The organism is Marinobacter shunpengi, from assembly GCF_045449715.1.
In the GTDB taxonomy this organism is placed as follows: Bacteria; Pseudomonadota; Gammaproteobacteria; order Pseudomonadales; family Oleiphilaceae; genus Marinobacter.
This window is the reverse complement of sequence record NZ_JBJJLA010000025.1, coordinates 1-13,717: the sequence shown is the minus strand read 5'-3', so window position 1 is coordinate 13,717 and position 13,717 is coordinate 1. Positions and strand designations below refer to the sequence as shown.

At 56.4% G+C, this 13,717-nt stretch carries 15 protein-coding genes and 1 pseudogene; all 16 read right to left on the bottom strand.

Annotation, left to right across the window (positions count from 1 at the left end):
- Positions 1 to 22: 22 nt before the first annotated feature.
- The 16 genes and pseudogenes from ACJO3T_RS17470 to ACJO3T_RS17395 all read right to left on the bottom strand — a co-directional run bounded on the left by ACJO3T_RS17470 (position 23) and on the right by ACJO3T_RS17395 (position 13,572).
- Positions 23 to 697 carry a lysoplasmalogenase gene (locus ACJO3T_RS17470; protein WP_406979294.1) on the bottom strand — a complete coding sequence of 225 codons (675 nt, stop codon included), beginning with the start codon at positions 695 to 697 and terminating at the stop codon, positions 23 to 25.
- Positions 698 to 790: 93 nt separating this feature from the next.
- Positions 791 to 1,099 (bottom strand): putative quinol monooxygenase, encoded by a 309-nt coding sequence (locus tag ACJO3T_RS17465; protein ID WP_406979293.1) that lies wholly within the window; start codon positions 1,097 to 1,099, stop codon positions 791 to 793.
- Between the two features lie 31 nt (positions 1,100 to 1,130).
- A complete protein-coding gene (locus ACJO3T_RS17460; protein ID WP_406979292.1) occupies positions 1,131 to 1,508 on the bottom strand; it encodes a nuclear transport factor 2 family protein in 378 nt (125 codons plus the stop codon).
- Positions 1,509 to 1,524: 16 nt separating this feature from the next.
- Positions 1,525 to 1,650 (bottom strand): annotated as a pseudogene (locus tag ACJO3T_RS17455) (type I methionyl aminopeptidase); the annotation flags it as partial.
- Between the two features lie 198 nt (positions 1,651 to 1,848).
- Positions 1,849 to 2,619 (bottom strand): SDR family NAD(P)-dependent oxidoreductase, encoded by a 771-nt coding sequence (locus ACJO3T_RS17450; protein WP_406979291.1) that lies wholly within the window; start codon positions 2,617 to 2,619, stop codon positions 1,849 to 1,851.
- Positions 2,620 to 2,980: 361 nt separating this feature from the next.
- Positions 2,981 to 3,445, bottom strand: a complete 465-nt coding sequence (locus tag ACJO3T_RS17445; RefSeq protein ID WP_406979290.1) for a GNAT family N-acetyltransferase — start codon at positions 3,443 to 3,445, stop codon at positions 2,981 to 2,983.
- Positions 3,446 to 3,965: 520 nt separating this feature from the next.
- Positions 3,966 to 4,436: a hypothetical protein gene (locus ACJO3T_RS17440; protein ID WP_406979289.1), complete on the bottom strand. Its 471-nt coding sequence runs from the start codon at positions 4,434 to 4,436 to the stop codon at positions 3,966 to 3,968.
- A 76-nt stretch (positions 4,437 to 4,512) separates the two neighbouring features.
- Positions 4,513 to 5,004, bottom strand: coding sequence for a hypothetical protein (locus ACJO3T_RS17435; protein ID WP_406979288.1), 492 nt, complete (start codon positions 5,002 to 5,004; stop codon positions 4,513 to 4,515).
- Between the two features lie 278 nt (positions 5,005 to 5,282).
- The gene (locus ACJO3T_RS17430; RefSeq protein ID WP_406979287.1) at positions 5,283 to 6,083 is read right to left on the bottom strand and encodes a hypothetical protein; all 801 of its coding nucleotides are present in this window, start codon (positions 6,081 to 6,083) and stop codon (positions 5,283 to 5,285) included.
- Positions 6,084 to 6,178: 95 nt separating this feature from the next.
- Positions 6,179 to 6,784: a hypothetical protein gene (locus ACJO3T_RS17425; RefSeq protein ID WP_406979286.1), complete on the bottom strand. Its 606-nt coding sequence runs from the start codon at positions 6,782 to 6,784 to the stop codon at positions 6,179 to 6,181.
- Positions 6,785 to 6,856: 72 nt separating this feature from the next.
- Positions 6,857 to 7,417 carry a hypothetical protein gene (locus ACJO3T_RS17420; RefSeq protein WP_406979284.1) on the bottom strand — a complete coding sequence of 187 codons (561 nt, stop codon included), beginning with the start codon at positions 7,415 to 7,417 and terminating at the stop codon, positions 6,857 to 6,859.
- A 307-nt stretch (positions 7,418 to 7,724) separates the two neighbouring features.
- A complete protein-coding gene (locus ACJO3T_RS17415; protein ID WP_406979283.1) occupies positions 7,725 to 8,498 on the bottom strand; it encodes a CLCA_X family protein in 774 nt (257 codons plus the stop codon).
- Positions 8,499 to 8,713: 215 nt separating this feature from the next.
- Positions 8,714 to 9,043 (bottom strand): hypothetical protein, encoded by a 330-nt coding sequence (locus tag ACJO3T_RS17410; protein ID WP_406979281.1) that lies wholly within the window; start codon positions 9,041 to 9,043, stop codon positions 8,714 to 8,716.
- Positions 9,044 to 9,155: 112 nt separating this feature from the next.
- On the bottom strand, positions 9,156 to 9,317 hold the full coding sequence (locus ACJO3T_RS17405; protein ID WP_406979280.1) for a hypothetical protein: 162 nt from the start codon (positions 9,315 to 9,317) through the stop codon (positions 9,156 to 9,158).
- A 247-nt stretch (positions 9,318 to 9,564) separates the two neighbouring features.
- Complete coding sequence (locus ACJO3T_RS17400) at positions 9,565 to 10,623, bottom strand: ribonucleotide-diphosphate reductase subunit beta (RefSeq protein ID WP_406979279.1); 1,059 nt, start codon at positions 10,621 to 10,623, stop codon at positions 9,565 to 9,567.
- A 195-nt stretch (positions 10,624 to 10,818) separates the two neighbouring features.
- Entirely contained in the window at positions 10,819 to 13,572 is a 2,754-nt protein-coding gene (locus ACJO3T_RS17395; protein WP_406979276.1) for a ribonucleoside-diphosphate reductase subunit alpha, read from the bottom strand.
- Positions 13,573 to 13,717 lie beyond the last annotated feature (145 nt).

The window sequence follows — 13,717 nt, the reverse complement described above, 5'->3', positions numbered from 1 at the left end:
GGAATGGCCTGTCCGTATGGGGCTACCGGCCAGCCTTCTCCCGGTTATGCCGGATAATCCCCAGCACGATCAATGCCTGAGCCAGGTAGTAGGTGACCATGATGGCAGCATCCGCGAAGGGGAAGGGCGAGACAAACGTGTTCACCGCGATCAGCGTATCGCTGACCATGAACACCAACGCGCCCATGGCGACCCAGAGGAACTGCCGGTCGTTCCGGAAACCGGCGGCCAGGGCCATCAGGCTGATGGCGACCATGTAGGCGGTGATGACCCACTGCAGGTTACCGGTTTCCGGCAGAACCAACACACTACAGGCCAGCACATAGCCCACAACGAGCACCACCCAGGGCAGACGGCTGACTCGCCAGCGGAATTGCGACAGGAACAGTGCCGCGTAGGTCAGCTGCGCCAACAGAAAAGCGCCCAGCCCGGGAATGAATAGCCCCTCCAGGCTCAGCAACACATCGCCTGTTGCCGACAGCAGCAGACCAGCCGCCAGAAAAGCCCGGGGCTTTCCGCGAGCTTCCGACAGGCTCCGAAATAACAACAGGGCAATGGGGATAATCTTGACCAGCCAGCCCCACTGGACCGGGATAGCACCCCGCAGGGCTATATACGCCAGACCAGAAGCGACAAACGCCACCCACCAGACTACAGAAACCCCGTTCCCACGGGAGGCAAAGGACACATCATTCATTGTTGTTGTTCTCATAACCGGCTGACAGAAGGGATGTTGGCATTTCTGGTAGGTGAAGGCACCGGGCCGGGCTCTTCTGGCCCGGTGCCAGACCTAGACGGCGCGGGACGAGGCAATCCCGTAGGCCGTAAACTTCCGGTCCATCAGGCCCAACCCCTTCGCCGCGTCCCTCCAGGGACCAATATGCGGTGCCACAAGGTGAGCATCCAGGGATTCCTGACTCGGCCACAGCTCGGAAAAGCGGATCAGCCCCGGGTCGGTGAGATCCTCGGCAACGTCATAGGCGATACAGCCATCGTGGCGCCGGGTAGCCTCCACGAATGCCAGCAGGTGAGGCCTGACGGCCCCCATGGCTTCCGGTGGGAACCGAAGGTGGCCGAAAACGGCGACTTTTGCGTCCATGACTTTATATCTCCTTTGCATCCGCTATTGTTCAGTCGGCTGACGGCAGGTTGCCCCCCAGCATGTTTTCAACCACCGCCGCGTTGTAGAAGGCTTCGACCGTCTGGATCTTGTCGTTCTGGACCCGGAACCAGACGGCGAGCCGAACATCACCGATCGGTTCAAAGTGGGTCTGGTAATCCAGGATGGCAAACACATGCTCCCCGTCGGCACTGAGCTGGCGGACGATCAGGTCCTTCTGGATAGCCGCCATACCAAACTGGTACGACAGCATGTCATCCGCACTGAGGAAACGCATATTCGGGCCTACAAACTCAAACCCCTCAGCGCCCAGCAAGGCCTTCGCCTCGTCAAAACGCTGGTCATGGATATGATCGATGAACTGCGCCACGATGTCTTTCGGCTGCATGAACAGACTCCTGTCATTAATGGATACACTCCTCCTCGCGGAGTGTAAGGACCTCATAGCCATCCGATGTTACGGCAATCGTATGCTCCCATTGTGCAGACAGTTTCTTATCACTGGTGACAACGGTCCATCCATCTTTCTTCAATTTAACCTTTGCCTTTCCCTGCCGACAGAGAAAGACCCCGCCTCCGACGATCAGCGGCTTTCTGCAGGCAACAAATGTGGCACCGAGCGCCAAAGCCTCGGGTATGAAATCGGACAGCAGCGGGGCCAGTCACGGGGTCCGGCAAACAAACCAGGCACCGTCGAGGGCGCCAACTCACTCCGGTGATGCGGAAACTCAGTCCGCACACATCCCGCCATCAATCCGGTACATCGAACCTGACACAAAGCTGGAATCGTCCGACGCCAGGAAGAGAACGCAGTTGGCGATATCAATGGACTCCGCGTAGCGGCCCAGGGGGATCCCCTGTTCCAGAGCTGCTTTGGCCTCGGTCCCATGTCCCGGGTTGAAGCCTTCCTCCAGCGACCGCATCATGCGAGTGTTCACCGGCGAAGGGTGAACCGAATTAACGCGCACGTTGTTGGGGCCTGCCTCCAGGGCGGCTGACTTGGTAATGCCGACCACTGCATGTTTGGAGCCGACGTAGGGGGCGACGCCTGCACTGCCAGTCAGGCCGGCAACGGACGACATGTTGATGACCGAGCCGGATTTCTGCTGGTACATCACCGGCAACACATGTTTGAGCCCGAGAAACACCCCTCGGACGTTCACGCCAAAGACTTTGTCGAAATCTTCGATGGCTTGTTCGGGAATGGGGGCCACTTTGCCCTCGATGCCCGCATTGTTGAAGAACACGTCGATCCGGCCGTAAGTATCGACGGCGGCTTTTACGTAGGCGGCTACCTCATCCTCCTTGCTGACATCCGCCTTGACGCCAGTGACCGGGCCGTGGACAGCCAGTTCTGACACGGTTTTATCGATGGCTGACTGGTCCAGGTCTACCACGACGACAGAGGCTCCCTCGTTCAGAAACAGCTCTGCGGTCACTTTGCCAATACCGCCCGTCCCACCCGTAATGACGACTACCTTGTCATTTAGTCTACCCATGCTGGTCGCTCCTGATTTGCCAGAAGGGGTCCCCAACGGAGTCGCCCCTTGTTGGTGATTGACCGCTTGTCGAAGGTTCCATCAGCGACGGCACAGACAAACCCGCCGACATTACGATCAGGTCGCTCGAATCACGTCCCCTGACATCCTAGTCCAACTTTGAGGTTTCTGAGAGAGAAAATAATCTGGCGCGGCAGATAACGCCCAGCCTGGAAGGGGTAGGTTCGCAATGGACCTGCGATGGCCAGGTCAGGCACTGCAGAGCGCTCGAACGGCCTGGTTAGTGTTCCCTGGCATGTATGCACGAAACAAGTGTCTGGTTAAGCGGCCCCGCCAGTTTCCTGCACCGGCACTGTAATTGTTAACAGGCAATCTGTTTACACATGACGCTGACCACTACGCCTTTATATTCACAACGTTCCATATGACGCCAGCCAAGTTTCTCATAGAGCCTGGACGCGAATTCCGTGTAGAGGTACCAGGTATCAGCCTTTGATTTGACGGCCTCCCTTTCGCATCGAGCGATCAGTTCCGTAGCGATTCCTTGATGTCGGAAGCCTTCTTTGACATAAACGGCAGCCAGCCAAGGGGATAAATCACGCCTGGTGTCCATGTCCTGCTGAACCAGGGCTGCTGAACCAACCAATTGACCTCCTGACATAGCAACAAATATTGACGGAACACCCTCTCGTCCCGCGGCTTTAGCAATTGCTTCAGCCCGCTTTTCCAGAGTAAGCGACGGATTAAAATGACTCCACTCGCCATGGTGAAGCTCCGCCAACTCCAGAATGAACTCCTTCTTGTCAGCTAGAGGAACAATTTCCATAGTCTTTGCTTCTTGACGGTGACGTTGGGACAACTACGGGTGTTGGCACCACAGTCACTTGTTAACTGCTAAAACCTCAGCCACCGAAAGAGCTGTCGCAATGCTATTGCAGAAACCAGGACAGCTATACCCACACCCCAAACCACCAGCTGAACGTTGAAGAGGAAAGTGGCGAATGTGTTTTTGCAGCATGTTTGGCTGGCAAGATAAAGACCAGAAGCCAGCGTCAAAAGTACTGGCGTCACCAAAAGGCGCAAGGCCCCGACGTTTCTGAAAAAGCGAAACAAGCGATATTGCCTGGGCTCGAAAAACCGCAAAAACAGACCGTAAGACAGAATCATTATGCACGCGAGTTCTGCAGCCATAAGGACAGGAACAAGCAGCAAAACAACAAAATAGACTATCGACAACAGGAAAACGGCTACAAATTCCATTTTATTTCGCTATTTAGAGCAGTTAACGCTTACATTTGCGGATGGTTTGGAGCACAGCGGAAAATCAGTCCGCCAACATGCAATGATTAGAGGGTTTCATCAATTTTTCCCGACCAGAGCCACCTTTCTTCGATGATCGGGCCTCCGTATGTCTCCGCAAGCATCCTATCGAACTTCTCGTTCTTATCGTTAATTGCTGAGATTGGTCCCCAACCACTGGATATAACGGCTCCATTGGGGGCGATCCTCCTTAACAAGAAGGCCTGATTTTCAACGAGATCGACGAAATTCGAAACCGCTTCATTCAGCATTGCTTCTACTGGTTCTGGATAGCCTCTCCGCTCCATCTCTGCCGCATCAACGTGGGAGTGCGCAATGTTGCAGGAGAGTACGATAGCTCTAGATTCAACTCTTGCGACCAGTTGCCCAATGTCAGCGCATGGCGAACGAGTGGAGACACAGAGAACGTTATAGTCATCTCGATAGATCGCAACTTCAATGTCAGCTCTGCTTTCCAGCTTTTCTCTGAATCTGTCCTCAATCTCCATCGTTTCCATGAAACCCTCTAATGCCTGAATTAAACCGCGAAGCGGAGTGGATGGTGGACTTCCCCCAACGAATTGTTAGGCGCCATCACGCGATAGAACTGCGCCAGTAGTCAACGACTTTTTCTAGTACGGGAAGAAAGTCTAGCGTTGAACCATCCCGTCGGGTGAAGACCACCTTTGACGATGTGTCTCCATACTCCTCCTCAACCTTTACTACCTCCGATCCGCCTAGCTGCTCGACGGATGTAATTGCGCCAGATGAGTCAATAGTTGAGCGAGCTCCGTGTCTGGAGCTACTGTCTGTGTATAGATGCTTGTACGCGTTTGCAATGCTTCTGACGTCGCGGAAGGCGCCGGACGTCGCTTGCGATAGGTGCTCAACGAGCTGGCCGATATCCTTGAACCCTGACACAAGGTTGGGGTTGTGTCTTTGATTGAATGTGTGCCATTGATCGGCCAAATGCGAAGCGCTAATTGCGGCATTGAATGCCCGGCGCACTGAACCAGGATCTTCTTGGCAATCCTCGAGATTTCCCTCCACGAAGGACTCGAAGAATTCTTTTGGAGTCATGCCCATCAGGACTCTCCTATGACGCCTAACGAGGCTGTAGGAAAAGTCCCGCCCCTATTTTTGATCGTGCCCCTACGTAAAATCTGGATGCGTTTTCGGCCATGAGTGTTCCAGATTTCAAGAATATGCCGTATTTTTAGCTCATTTCTTGATCAATTTCGACTCCAGATAGGCCTTCGGCCTTTTTCTACAGCCTCAACGCGAAGCTAAGCGGCGGCCCGTAAGGGACGTCCGGTGGACGGCCGCTACGCCGGGAACGTACTTAAGCGATTGGTTAGCGTAGTTCATGGTCTGCGCAACCTGCTCGAAAAGTACGAATCGCTACCATGCAGCGTAACACCAGAATCGCCAGGAGCCTCAGGGAAGCGCTGCGGCGGAATGTTTGTGAGGCGAAACGGAATATCCACCCGATTATTGCCCGCACCTACACAGTAGTCATTTAGCCTGATGAGCGAACTCCTGAAGTCCGTAGCTGGCTCCCAAAGAACCATAAATGCCAGCGGAAAAAATTTTAAAACGGAGCTAACCAATGGCGGTGTGCCGGTGTGAACAAGAAAACCAAAATTACGAATCGCCACTTGATCCCAGAATGGATAGACCCAGTAGTAAAAGTGGAGGCTGTCTGGGATTTCTTTATCTGGGTTTAATACCAAATCCGCCATAGCATCGCCCATATCTCCCCGCGGAAAACGTTCGACTCCAAGCGCGAGAATGTGGCCACACACAGCACGAATAATCTTACCCGGCACAACCGGAAAATTGGTCGTATTAGGGCGAGCCACCAAGCTGTGTAAGTAAGAGCCTACGTTGTTTGCGAAATTTTTTAATTCTTGGTCGTAGAGTCCACCAAGATAATCGTTATTGCAGACGGAGCAAATACTTCGGAACTTAACGCCTTGCTGAAAATCTCTACCCCTTCGATCTTTTTCTGCTTTTGCATTGAGCACCTCGCTAATGCCGTAGAGAGTCATTCTAGGAAATTTAATCGTGCCTTTAGGTGGCACATGGTCTTCAGTCAGCTTGCCATGCGTCCTGCAGATATTACAAAGCCCTTGTTTGGGACCTTTGGTTTGAACAAAAGGCATTGCTATCTCCCGAAAACGCTAACGCCAGCCAGTATGCGCGGCTACGGAATGGAGGCGAAGCCGCAAAGTAGTAGACGTCGCCGTGCCTGTGATTGTTAAGGTTCTTCGACATATTCTGCGTTTGAGTGCCCATGAAATCCGGAAAGAGGCGACACCAAAAGTCCGCAGTCAAAAAACGAGGCTCGTAGCTGGGAGTTGAACCAGCAAATAAATTCCTGGGTGTCGTCCAAGCACATTGTTGCTTGCTTTGCCGAAACAAACTTGTCGAACTTGGATTCGACAACTGATGGATTCTCGCCGATTAAATGCTTAACACGAGACTCAAAGGTATGCGTTTTTCCGTGAGCAACGACATCCCTGAGATTCTGGAGCAACCTGATACTCTGGTATGGCCTCCGAGAGGTGTCCGGCAGGTCGAATCCTCTCAGCTCACAAAGCTTCTTCAATTTCCCCGGCGCTCCTGAATACTCACCTTTTGAAAAATGCGCCTTCTCATTCTCGAAAATCTCAGGGGCAACACAACTAAGTGCATGATTAACATATGCTTCAAAGGTAAAGTACGCCATAGTCATGGCTGTAAGGTAGAAGTAGTGGCTACCTTGTTCGCTACTCCTGGCCATAGCCATTTGCTGCTTGCAGCATGACCATAAAAGTTCGTAGGTGAAGCTTTCGCCGGAAACTAGTGACTCAGTTTTATTCATACCTACGAAACCTTAACGCCGACAGCAGGGGCGCGACGCAAGGCGCGTCCCTTGCCTGTATTGGTTATGTGATTACTGCTGGCCACGCCAAAGCTCTTGAAACTCCTTTTCTGAGAGTTCTGTCTTTCTTAGCTCTTCAGGGCCACTAGGGTAGCCGTAGCGAAATTCGACTCTCCCAATCTGATTCTGCTCTGAGGAGTGGTAGAACTTCTCGGAAAACGAACGGGCACCATCATTAAATTCCGTAGCGAGATCCACAACGCCATTCCTATCTGTATCCGAGAACACCCGGAAGAGCAAAAAATCCCTGTAAACCAGCTCGGTTTCTAGGATACCGTCAAAGTTCTCGTCTACCCGCCCTGAGACAAGAACGTCGTCCTGATTATATTTCCAGCTTTCGTCAACCGAATCATCGAAGTTGTTATCGACTAACTCGTAAAGATACTCACCTTCATGCTGAAAAAAGAGATCTGGCCGGCCGTCTCCGTTCCTGTCGATATTGTCGCCGGGAAGGGAATCAAGCTGAAGCTTCCCAATTTCGGCCATTAGTTGGTCTGTTTCCGAATCTGCGGCTTGACTAACGGGCACAGAAAGGTTGAAAAGCATACAACAGGACAGCGCCATTTTTCTCATTCGAAATCTTGCCCCTTGGTGATACATAACAGCTAATTATACGAACGCCGTCGTATAACACCCGTTCGTATAATTCCAAAAATCGGCCAGCCATGGATCCCGGAAAACGCTCGTAATTCATAAGATTAAGACTCGCCCCCATAGATTCCGCCGGAGTTATACGCCCCGGCACGGACCACTCCCGGAGAGTATCAATGGGCGTATAACTCCACAGGTCCACCTTCTACTTTCAACCCTATCAGATGGTTATCGGCATTTCCTGTGCAATTCACGGAGTTTTACAAACACGTTCGCTGAACTCCAGCCTTCAGGCATCCGTGCGCTGCAATGCCCTCCCGAGGCTTGAGAAGTAATCCCGGAACGCGGCGTTGATTTTCTCCCGTTGGCTCCCCTGCGGATACAGGCCCATTCTTGCCTCATCGGTTTCCCGGGTGCCTTTCACCAGGAATTCGTTCTTGCAGTCGGCATCCTGCACAAAGGCTTCGAAGGCCCGGGCGCAGAGTTCTTCGGGTTTGCTGAAGTAGTGGACGCCGGCGGCCTTGTCCGCCACAGCGGACTTCTGAAAGAGCTCGCTGGGTTCGGTGCCTGTGTCGTTGAGGAGGATGGCCTGATAGCAGGCTTCCAGCCGTTGGTTGAGGGGGTGTTGGATGGCGTCGTCTCGAGTCAGCCAGAGGGTGGAGCCGAAGGCGCCCTTGCCGCTGCGTTCGAACAGTTTGTCGGCGATGTAGTGGTCGAAGGCGTGGAACCATTCGTGGGCGATGCTGCCGGGGCCGGCGTTCTTGGCCAGGGCGAAGCTGCGGGTGGCGGGGGTGTAGTGGGCGGACACGCCGGGCTGGCCGCCGATGCCGTATTGCAGGGCCAGGGTGCCGCGCAGGGAGATAAGGCTTTCGGTGCCGCCGAGGATGGTCATCAGGTCGCACAGGGCGTCGTAGAACAGGGCCGCGCTGCGCTGTTTTTCCGGTTCGGTGACCCAGCGGCCGATCTCGACGGTGCGGAACTGGAACCGGCGCCGGACATGCAGGAAGGTAACGGTGGCGCCGCCGCGGTGGTCAGGGCCGCGGCGGTAGAAGGTTCTTGGCATGAAGGTTCACTGAATAGAGTTTTCCAGACAGTCTACCTTCTACGCCGAACACCCAACACCGCCCACAACACATCCGTTACATGGTTGATGCGGTCAGTGCTTTTCTGCTGTTCCCTCTGATAGTCACGGTATTCCGGACTATTGAATTTTGCTTCGACAAAGTCCCTGCCGCATACCAGCATGATGGTTTAGTTTCAAAGGGTCAGCAACATAAGCTAGGGAATACTGAGTGCCTCCCCACCTTGGAGTAGAAGGTCGTCACCATCCCACCCCATGTAAATTTCCGGGTCATCAATATCGGGTTCTTTACCTTTCTCGCCCGAAAACTCAAGGGGGCCTTCGTACCAGATTTCGCCATCTTGCCAGTAGATAGTGCCCTGATAGGATTCTCCCTTCTTGGAAACCGTCACAAAGACACCGCCATCGTCGCCGCCCACCCAGAAAGCGGATTCAGGTACTGTCGCTGGCTTTTCCGGATCGGATACAGGCACCACATCACAGGCTGATAGCATAAAAATCAGCATTACAACCAGAACGGTCTTCATTGGTTGATAGCCCCCCTGCCTTCTATTTCCAGGACGCGGTTTTTTGGTGCAAAGTTCAAATCCACATAGTCGTCCCGAAATTCGCCGATGTATGAATTTGGTCTTGGATCTATCATCCACGGTGTTTCAAAGCCGGCTTTTTCAACCACTTTGTGGCGGGGATGGAGAAATCGTCGAACTCAAACCAAGGGAGAAAGTCCACATTTCTTCTGGGTGTTGGGACGGAAATAAGGTAGTCCGGAAAAACGATGGGGATGAGCAGATCATCACGCATAACAGTTCCTTGTTAAATCGCTAGTAGCACCGAAGAGACGGCAGGGGTCGACAACGTACAAGGAAAAAGTTAATGCGTGCTTCCACTATTCCTTGTGCTACACCTGTTCCCTGAAGATCGCCAGGCGACAATCTTCAGCGAGCAGTTTGCAGCGACAAGTGAATCATTTCAACAACCGGCATCACAGATCCCAATCCATCTGCCATCGGGGGCCGGTGCTATTCCCCCGACGCCCAATGGTCCCTGCTTACCACTCCAGTTGCGCCCCGGTCTGGTACTCGATCACCCGGGTCTCGAAGAAGTTCTTCTCCTTGCGCATGGTGGCCTGTTCGTCCAGCCAGGGGGAGACGTTCTTCGCCCCGGGGAAGGGTTCTTCCAGGCCAACGGTGCGGGCGCGGCGGTTGGCGACGAAGCGGAACTGTTCGTGGTGGTATTCGGCGGAGTACCCCAGGATCGGGTCCCGCAGGATGTAGTTGGCGTAGTCCCTCTCGGCGGCTTCGGACTCGTCCCACATGTCGCGTACGGCTTTGGGGTCGAGGGTGATGTTTTCTTCCTCCAGGATCTGGTTGACCACTTTCAGGCCGAAGGAGAAGTGCATGGCCTCGTCCCGCAGGATGTACTGGAGCTGTTCACCGGTGCCGCGCATCAGGCCCCGGCGTTGCAGGGCGAAGATGGGGCTGAAGCCGTTGTAGAACCAGGCGCCCTCGAACACGGCGGCAAAGAACAGGTAGGACATGATGAATTCCTGCAGGTCGTCGCGGTTACGCAGGTTCATGTCGGAGCGCATGGCGGCGTCCAGGCGGCGGTTGGCCATCTGGATCTTACCGTTGATGGCCGGTACTACGCGGTAGCGGTTGTAGATTTCGCTCTGGTCGAGGTTGAGGGTTTCGATGCAGTGCTGGTAGGCCCAGGTGTGCATGGCTTCCTCGTAGACCTGGCGGGCCTGGTAGATCTGCAGTTCCGGGGCGCTCATCTTTTCCATGACGGCCAGGCCGATGTTTCGCATGGCGAGGATGTCGGAGGTGGTGAGGTAGGCCAGTACGTTCTCGTAGACGTGTTTTTCCGCCGGGTTGAGGCGGTGGTGGTAGTCGTGGACGTCCTGGGCCATGTTGACGTCCAGGGGGGTCCAGTGGTTCTTGTTGGCGTTCATGAAGTACTCCCAGGCCCAGGGGTACTTGAACGGGGCCAGCTGGTTGATGTCGGTTTCGCCGTTGATGACGCGTTTGTCGTCGACGTTGACCGGGGCTGGGCCTTCGGTGTTGGTGGGTTTGCTTTGGGGTTTTGGTTCGTCGTCCCAGTTAAGCATGGGGGATCTCCTTTGGAAAACGGGCTACCAGAATGCCGGTGTTAGCCCCTCTCCCTTGACGGGAGAGGGGTTGGGGAGAGGGTGGGGACATTAACTCCGCAGCTTGGCCGCCTTCCCCCTCTCCCTGGCCCTCTCCCTCCAGGGGAGAGGGGATGGTTACATCGAAGCTGCCGGTATACCTGCCAGCTTAAGCGGTTACTGACACGCTTCGCAGTCAGGATCGTCGATGCTGCATACCTGCGGCTGTGGCGCGGCGACCGGTGCCGTCTTTTCAGCGCCCGTGGCGCCCAGGGAGCGCAGGTAGTAGGTGGTTTTCAGGCCGCGTTCCCAGGCCAGCTGGTACAGGTCGTCCAGCTTGCGGCCGTTGGGTTCAGCCATGTAGAGATTGAGGCTCTGGGCCTGGTCGAGCCATTTCTGGCGGCGGGCGGCGGCTTCAACCAGCCAGCGGGCGTCGATCTCGAAGGCGGTGGCGTAGCGGGCCTTGAGCTCGTCGGGGATGCGGTCGATCTGCTGCACGCTGCCGTCGAAGTACTTGAGGTCGTTAACCATGACGTTGTCCCACAAGCCCTCGGCCTTGAGGTCTCGGACCAGGGAGGGATTCACCACGGTGAACTCGCCGGACAGGTTCGATTTGACGAACAGGTTCTGGTACGCCGGTTCGATGGACTGGGAAACGCCCACGATGTTGGAGATGGTAGCAGTCGGGGCGATGGCCATGACGTTGCTGTTGCGCATGCCATGCTTCGCCACCAGTTCGCGCACCGGGGTCCAGTCCAGGCGGGCCGTGGTGTCGACGCTGCAGTCCCCTTCCCGGCGGTTTTCCCGTAGCAGGCTGACCGAGTCGATGGGCAGGATGCCCTGGTGCCACAGGGAGCCTTCGTAGCTTTCGTAGGCGCCGCGTTCACCGGCCAGTTCGGCGGAGGAGCGGATAGCGAAGTAGCTGATCTGCTCCATGGCCACGTCGGCGAATTCCACGGCTTCCGGGCTGGCGTAGGGTACGCCCAGCTTGTACAGGGCATCCTGGAAGCCCATCAGGCCCATGCCCACCGGGCGGTGGCGCAGGTTGGAGTTGCGTGCCTGGGGCACGGCGTAGTAGTTGATGTCGATAACGTTGTCGAGCATGCGGACGGCGCGGCTGACGGTACGTTCCAGGCGCTGCACGTCCAGCTCGCCGTCTTTCACGTGGGCGGCCAGGTTGACGGAGCCCAGGTTGCACACGGCGATTTCGTCCTCGCTGGTGTTGAGGGTGATCTCGGTGCACAGGTTGGAGCTGTGGACCACGCCCCGGTGCTGCTGGGGCGAGCGCAGGTTGCAGGGGTCCTTGAAGGTGATCCAGGGGTGGCCGGTTTCGAACAGTACGGTGAGCATCTTGCGCCAGAGCTGCTTGGCGGAGACTTTCTTGGACAGTTTGATCCGGCCCTGCTCCGCCAGCGCCTCGTAGTGCTCGTAACGCTCACGGAACTCGTTGCCATACAGGTCGTGCAGGTCGCCCACGTCGCTGGGGGAGAACAGGGTCCAGTCCTGGTCGTTGCGCATGCGTTCGATCAGCAGGTCCGGCACCCAGTTGGCGGTGTTCATGTCGTGTGTGCGGCGGCGTTCGTCGCCGGTGTTCTTGCGCAGTTCCAGGAATTCCTCGATGTCCAGGTGCCAGCTTTCCAGGTAGGCGCACACCGCGCCCTTGCGCTTGCCGCCCTGGTTGACGGCGACGGCGGTGTCGTTGACCACTTTCAGGAACGGCACCACCCCCTGGCTCTCGCCGTTGGTGCCCTTGATGTGGGAGCCCAGGGCGCGGACCGGCGTCCAGTCGTTACCCAGGCCGCCGGCCCACTTGGACAGCATGGCGTTGTCGCGGATGGCGCCGTAGATGCTTTCCAGGTCGTCCTGCACCGTGGTCAGGTAGCAGGAGGACAACTGGGAGTGGCGGGTGCCACTGTTGAACAGCGTGGGCGTACTGGCCATGTAGTCGAAGCTGGACAGCAGGTCATAGAACTCGATGGCGCGGGCGTTGGGGTCATCCTCCCGCAGGGCCAGGCCCATGGCCACGCGCATGAAGAACACCTGGGGCAGTTCCAGCCGCGCCTTGTCCCAGTGCAGGAAGTAGCGGTCGTACAGGGTCTGCAGGCCCAGGAAGCCGAACTGCTGGTCCCGCTCCGGTTGCAGGGCCTCACCCAGGCGTTCCAGGTCAAAAGCCGCCAGCGCTTCGTCCAGCAGTTCGTAGCGGATGCCTTCGTGGATAAAGGCGGTCAGCGCCTGAGGATAGACCTCGGCGAGACTCGACTGGGTCGACAGCCCCAGGGCGCCGGTGGTTTCCAGGCGGAGCTGTTCCAGCAGCAGGCGGGCGGTGACGGCGCTGTAGTCCGGCTCCTGCTCGATGCGGCCGCGGGCGGTCATGACCAGGGCGGAGAGCACCTCGGTTTCGTCGATGCCGTCATAGAGGTTGCGCAGGGCGTCTTCCACCAGGGAGTCGCCGTTGATGCCTTCCAGGCCGGTGGCAGCCTGTTCCACCTGCAGTTTCATCAGGCCCAGGTCCAGGGGGGCGATCTCGCCGCTGGCCTTTTTCACGGTGAGGTGCGGGTGGGCTTCCATGGGCTCATCGATGGCGCGCTGGCGGGCGTGTTCCTCCCGGTAGAGCACGTAGGCCCGGGCCACTTTCTGTTCGCCACCGCGCATCAGGGCCAGTTCCACCTGGTCCTGGATGTCCTCGATATGGACCTTGCCGCCGGCTTTCAGGCGTCGGCTGATGGCCTGCACCACCTGGTCGGTGACATCCTGGACGGCATGGTTGATATGAGCGGACCCGGCGGCCTGGTCACCTTCCACGGCCAGGAAGGCCTTGGTGACGGCGACACTGATCTTGGACGCATTGAAGCTGACCAGGGTGCCATTGCGCTTGATAACCTGGAGGGATTCGGTGGCGGCCTGCGGGGCTTCGGCCAGGGCGGTGGACATGGGTGTTCTCCTTTACAACGCGTTGGGATTACGAGACTTCGCGTTGCAGGAGATTCAGGGGGAAGCAGAGAGGTGCTTACCCTTAAAGGTTGCGGGTTACTTCTCCCTCTCCCCTGGAGGGAGAGGGCCGGGGTGAGGGGGGAGA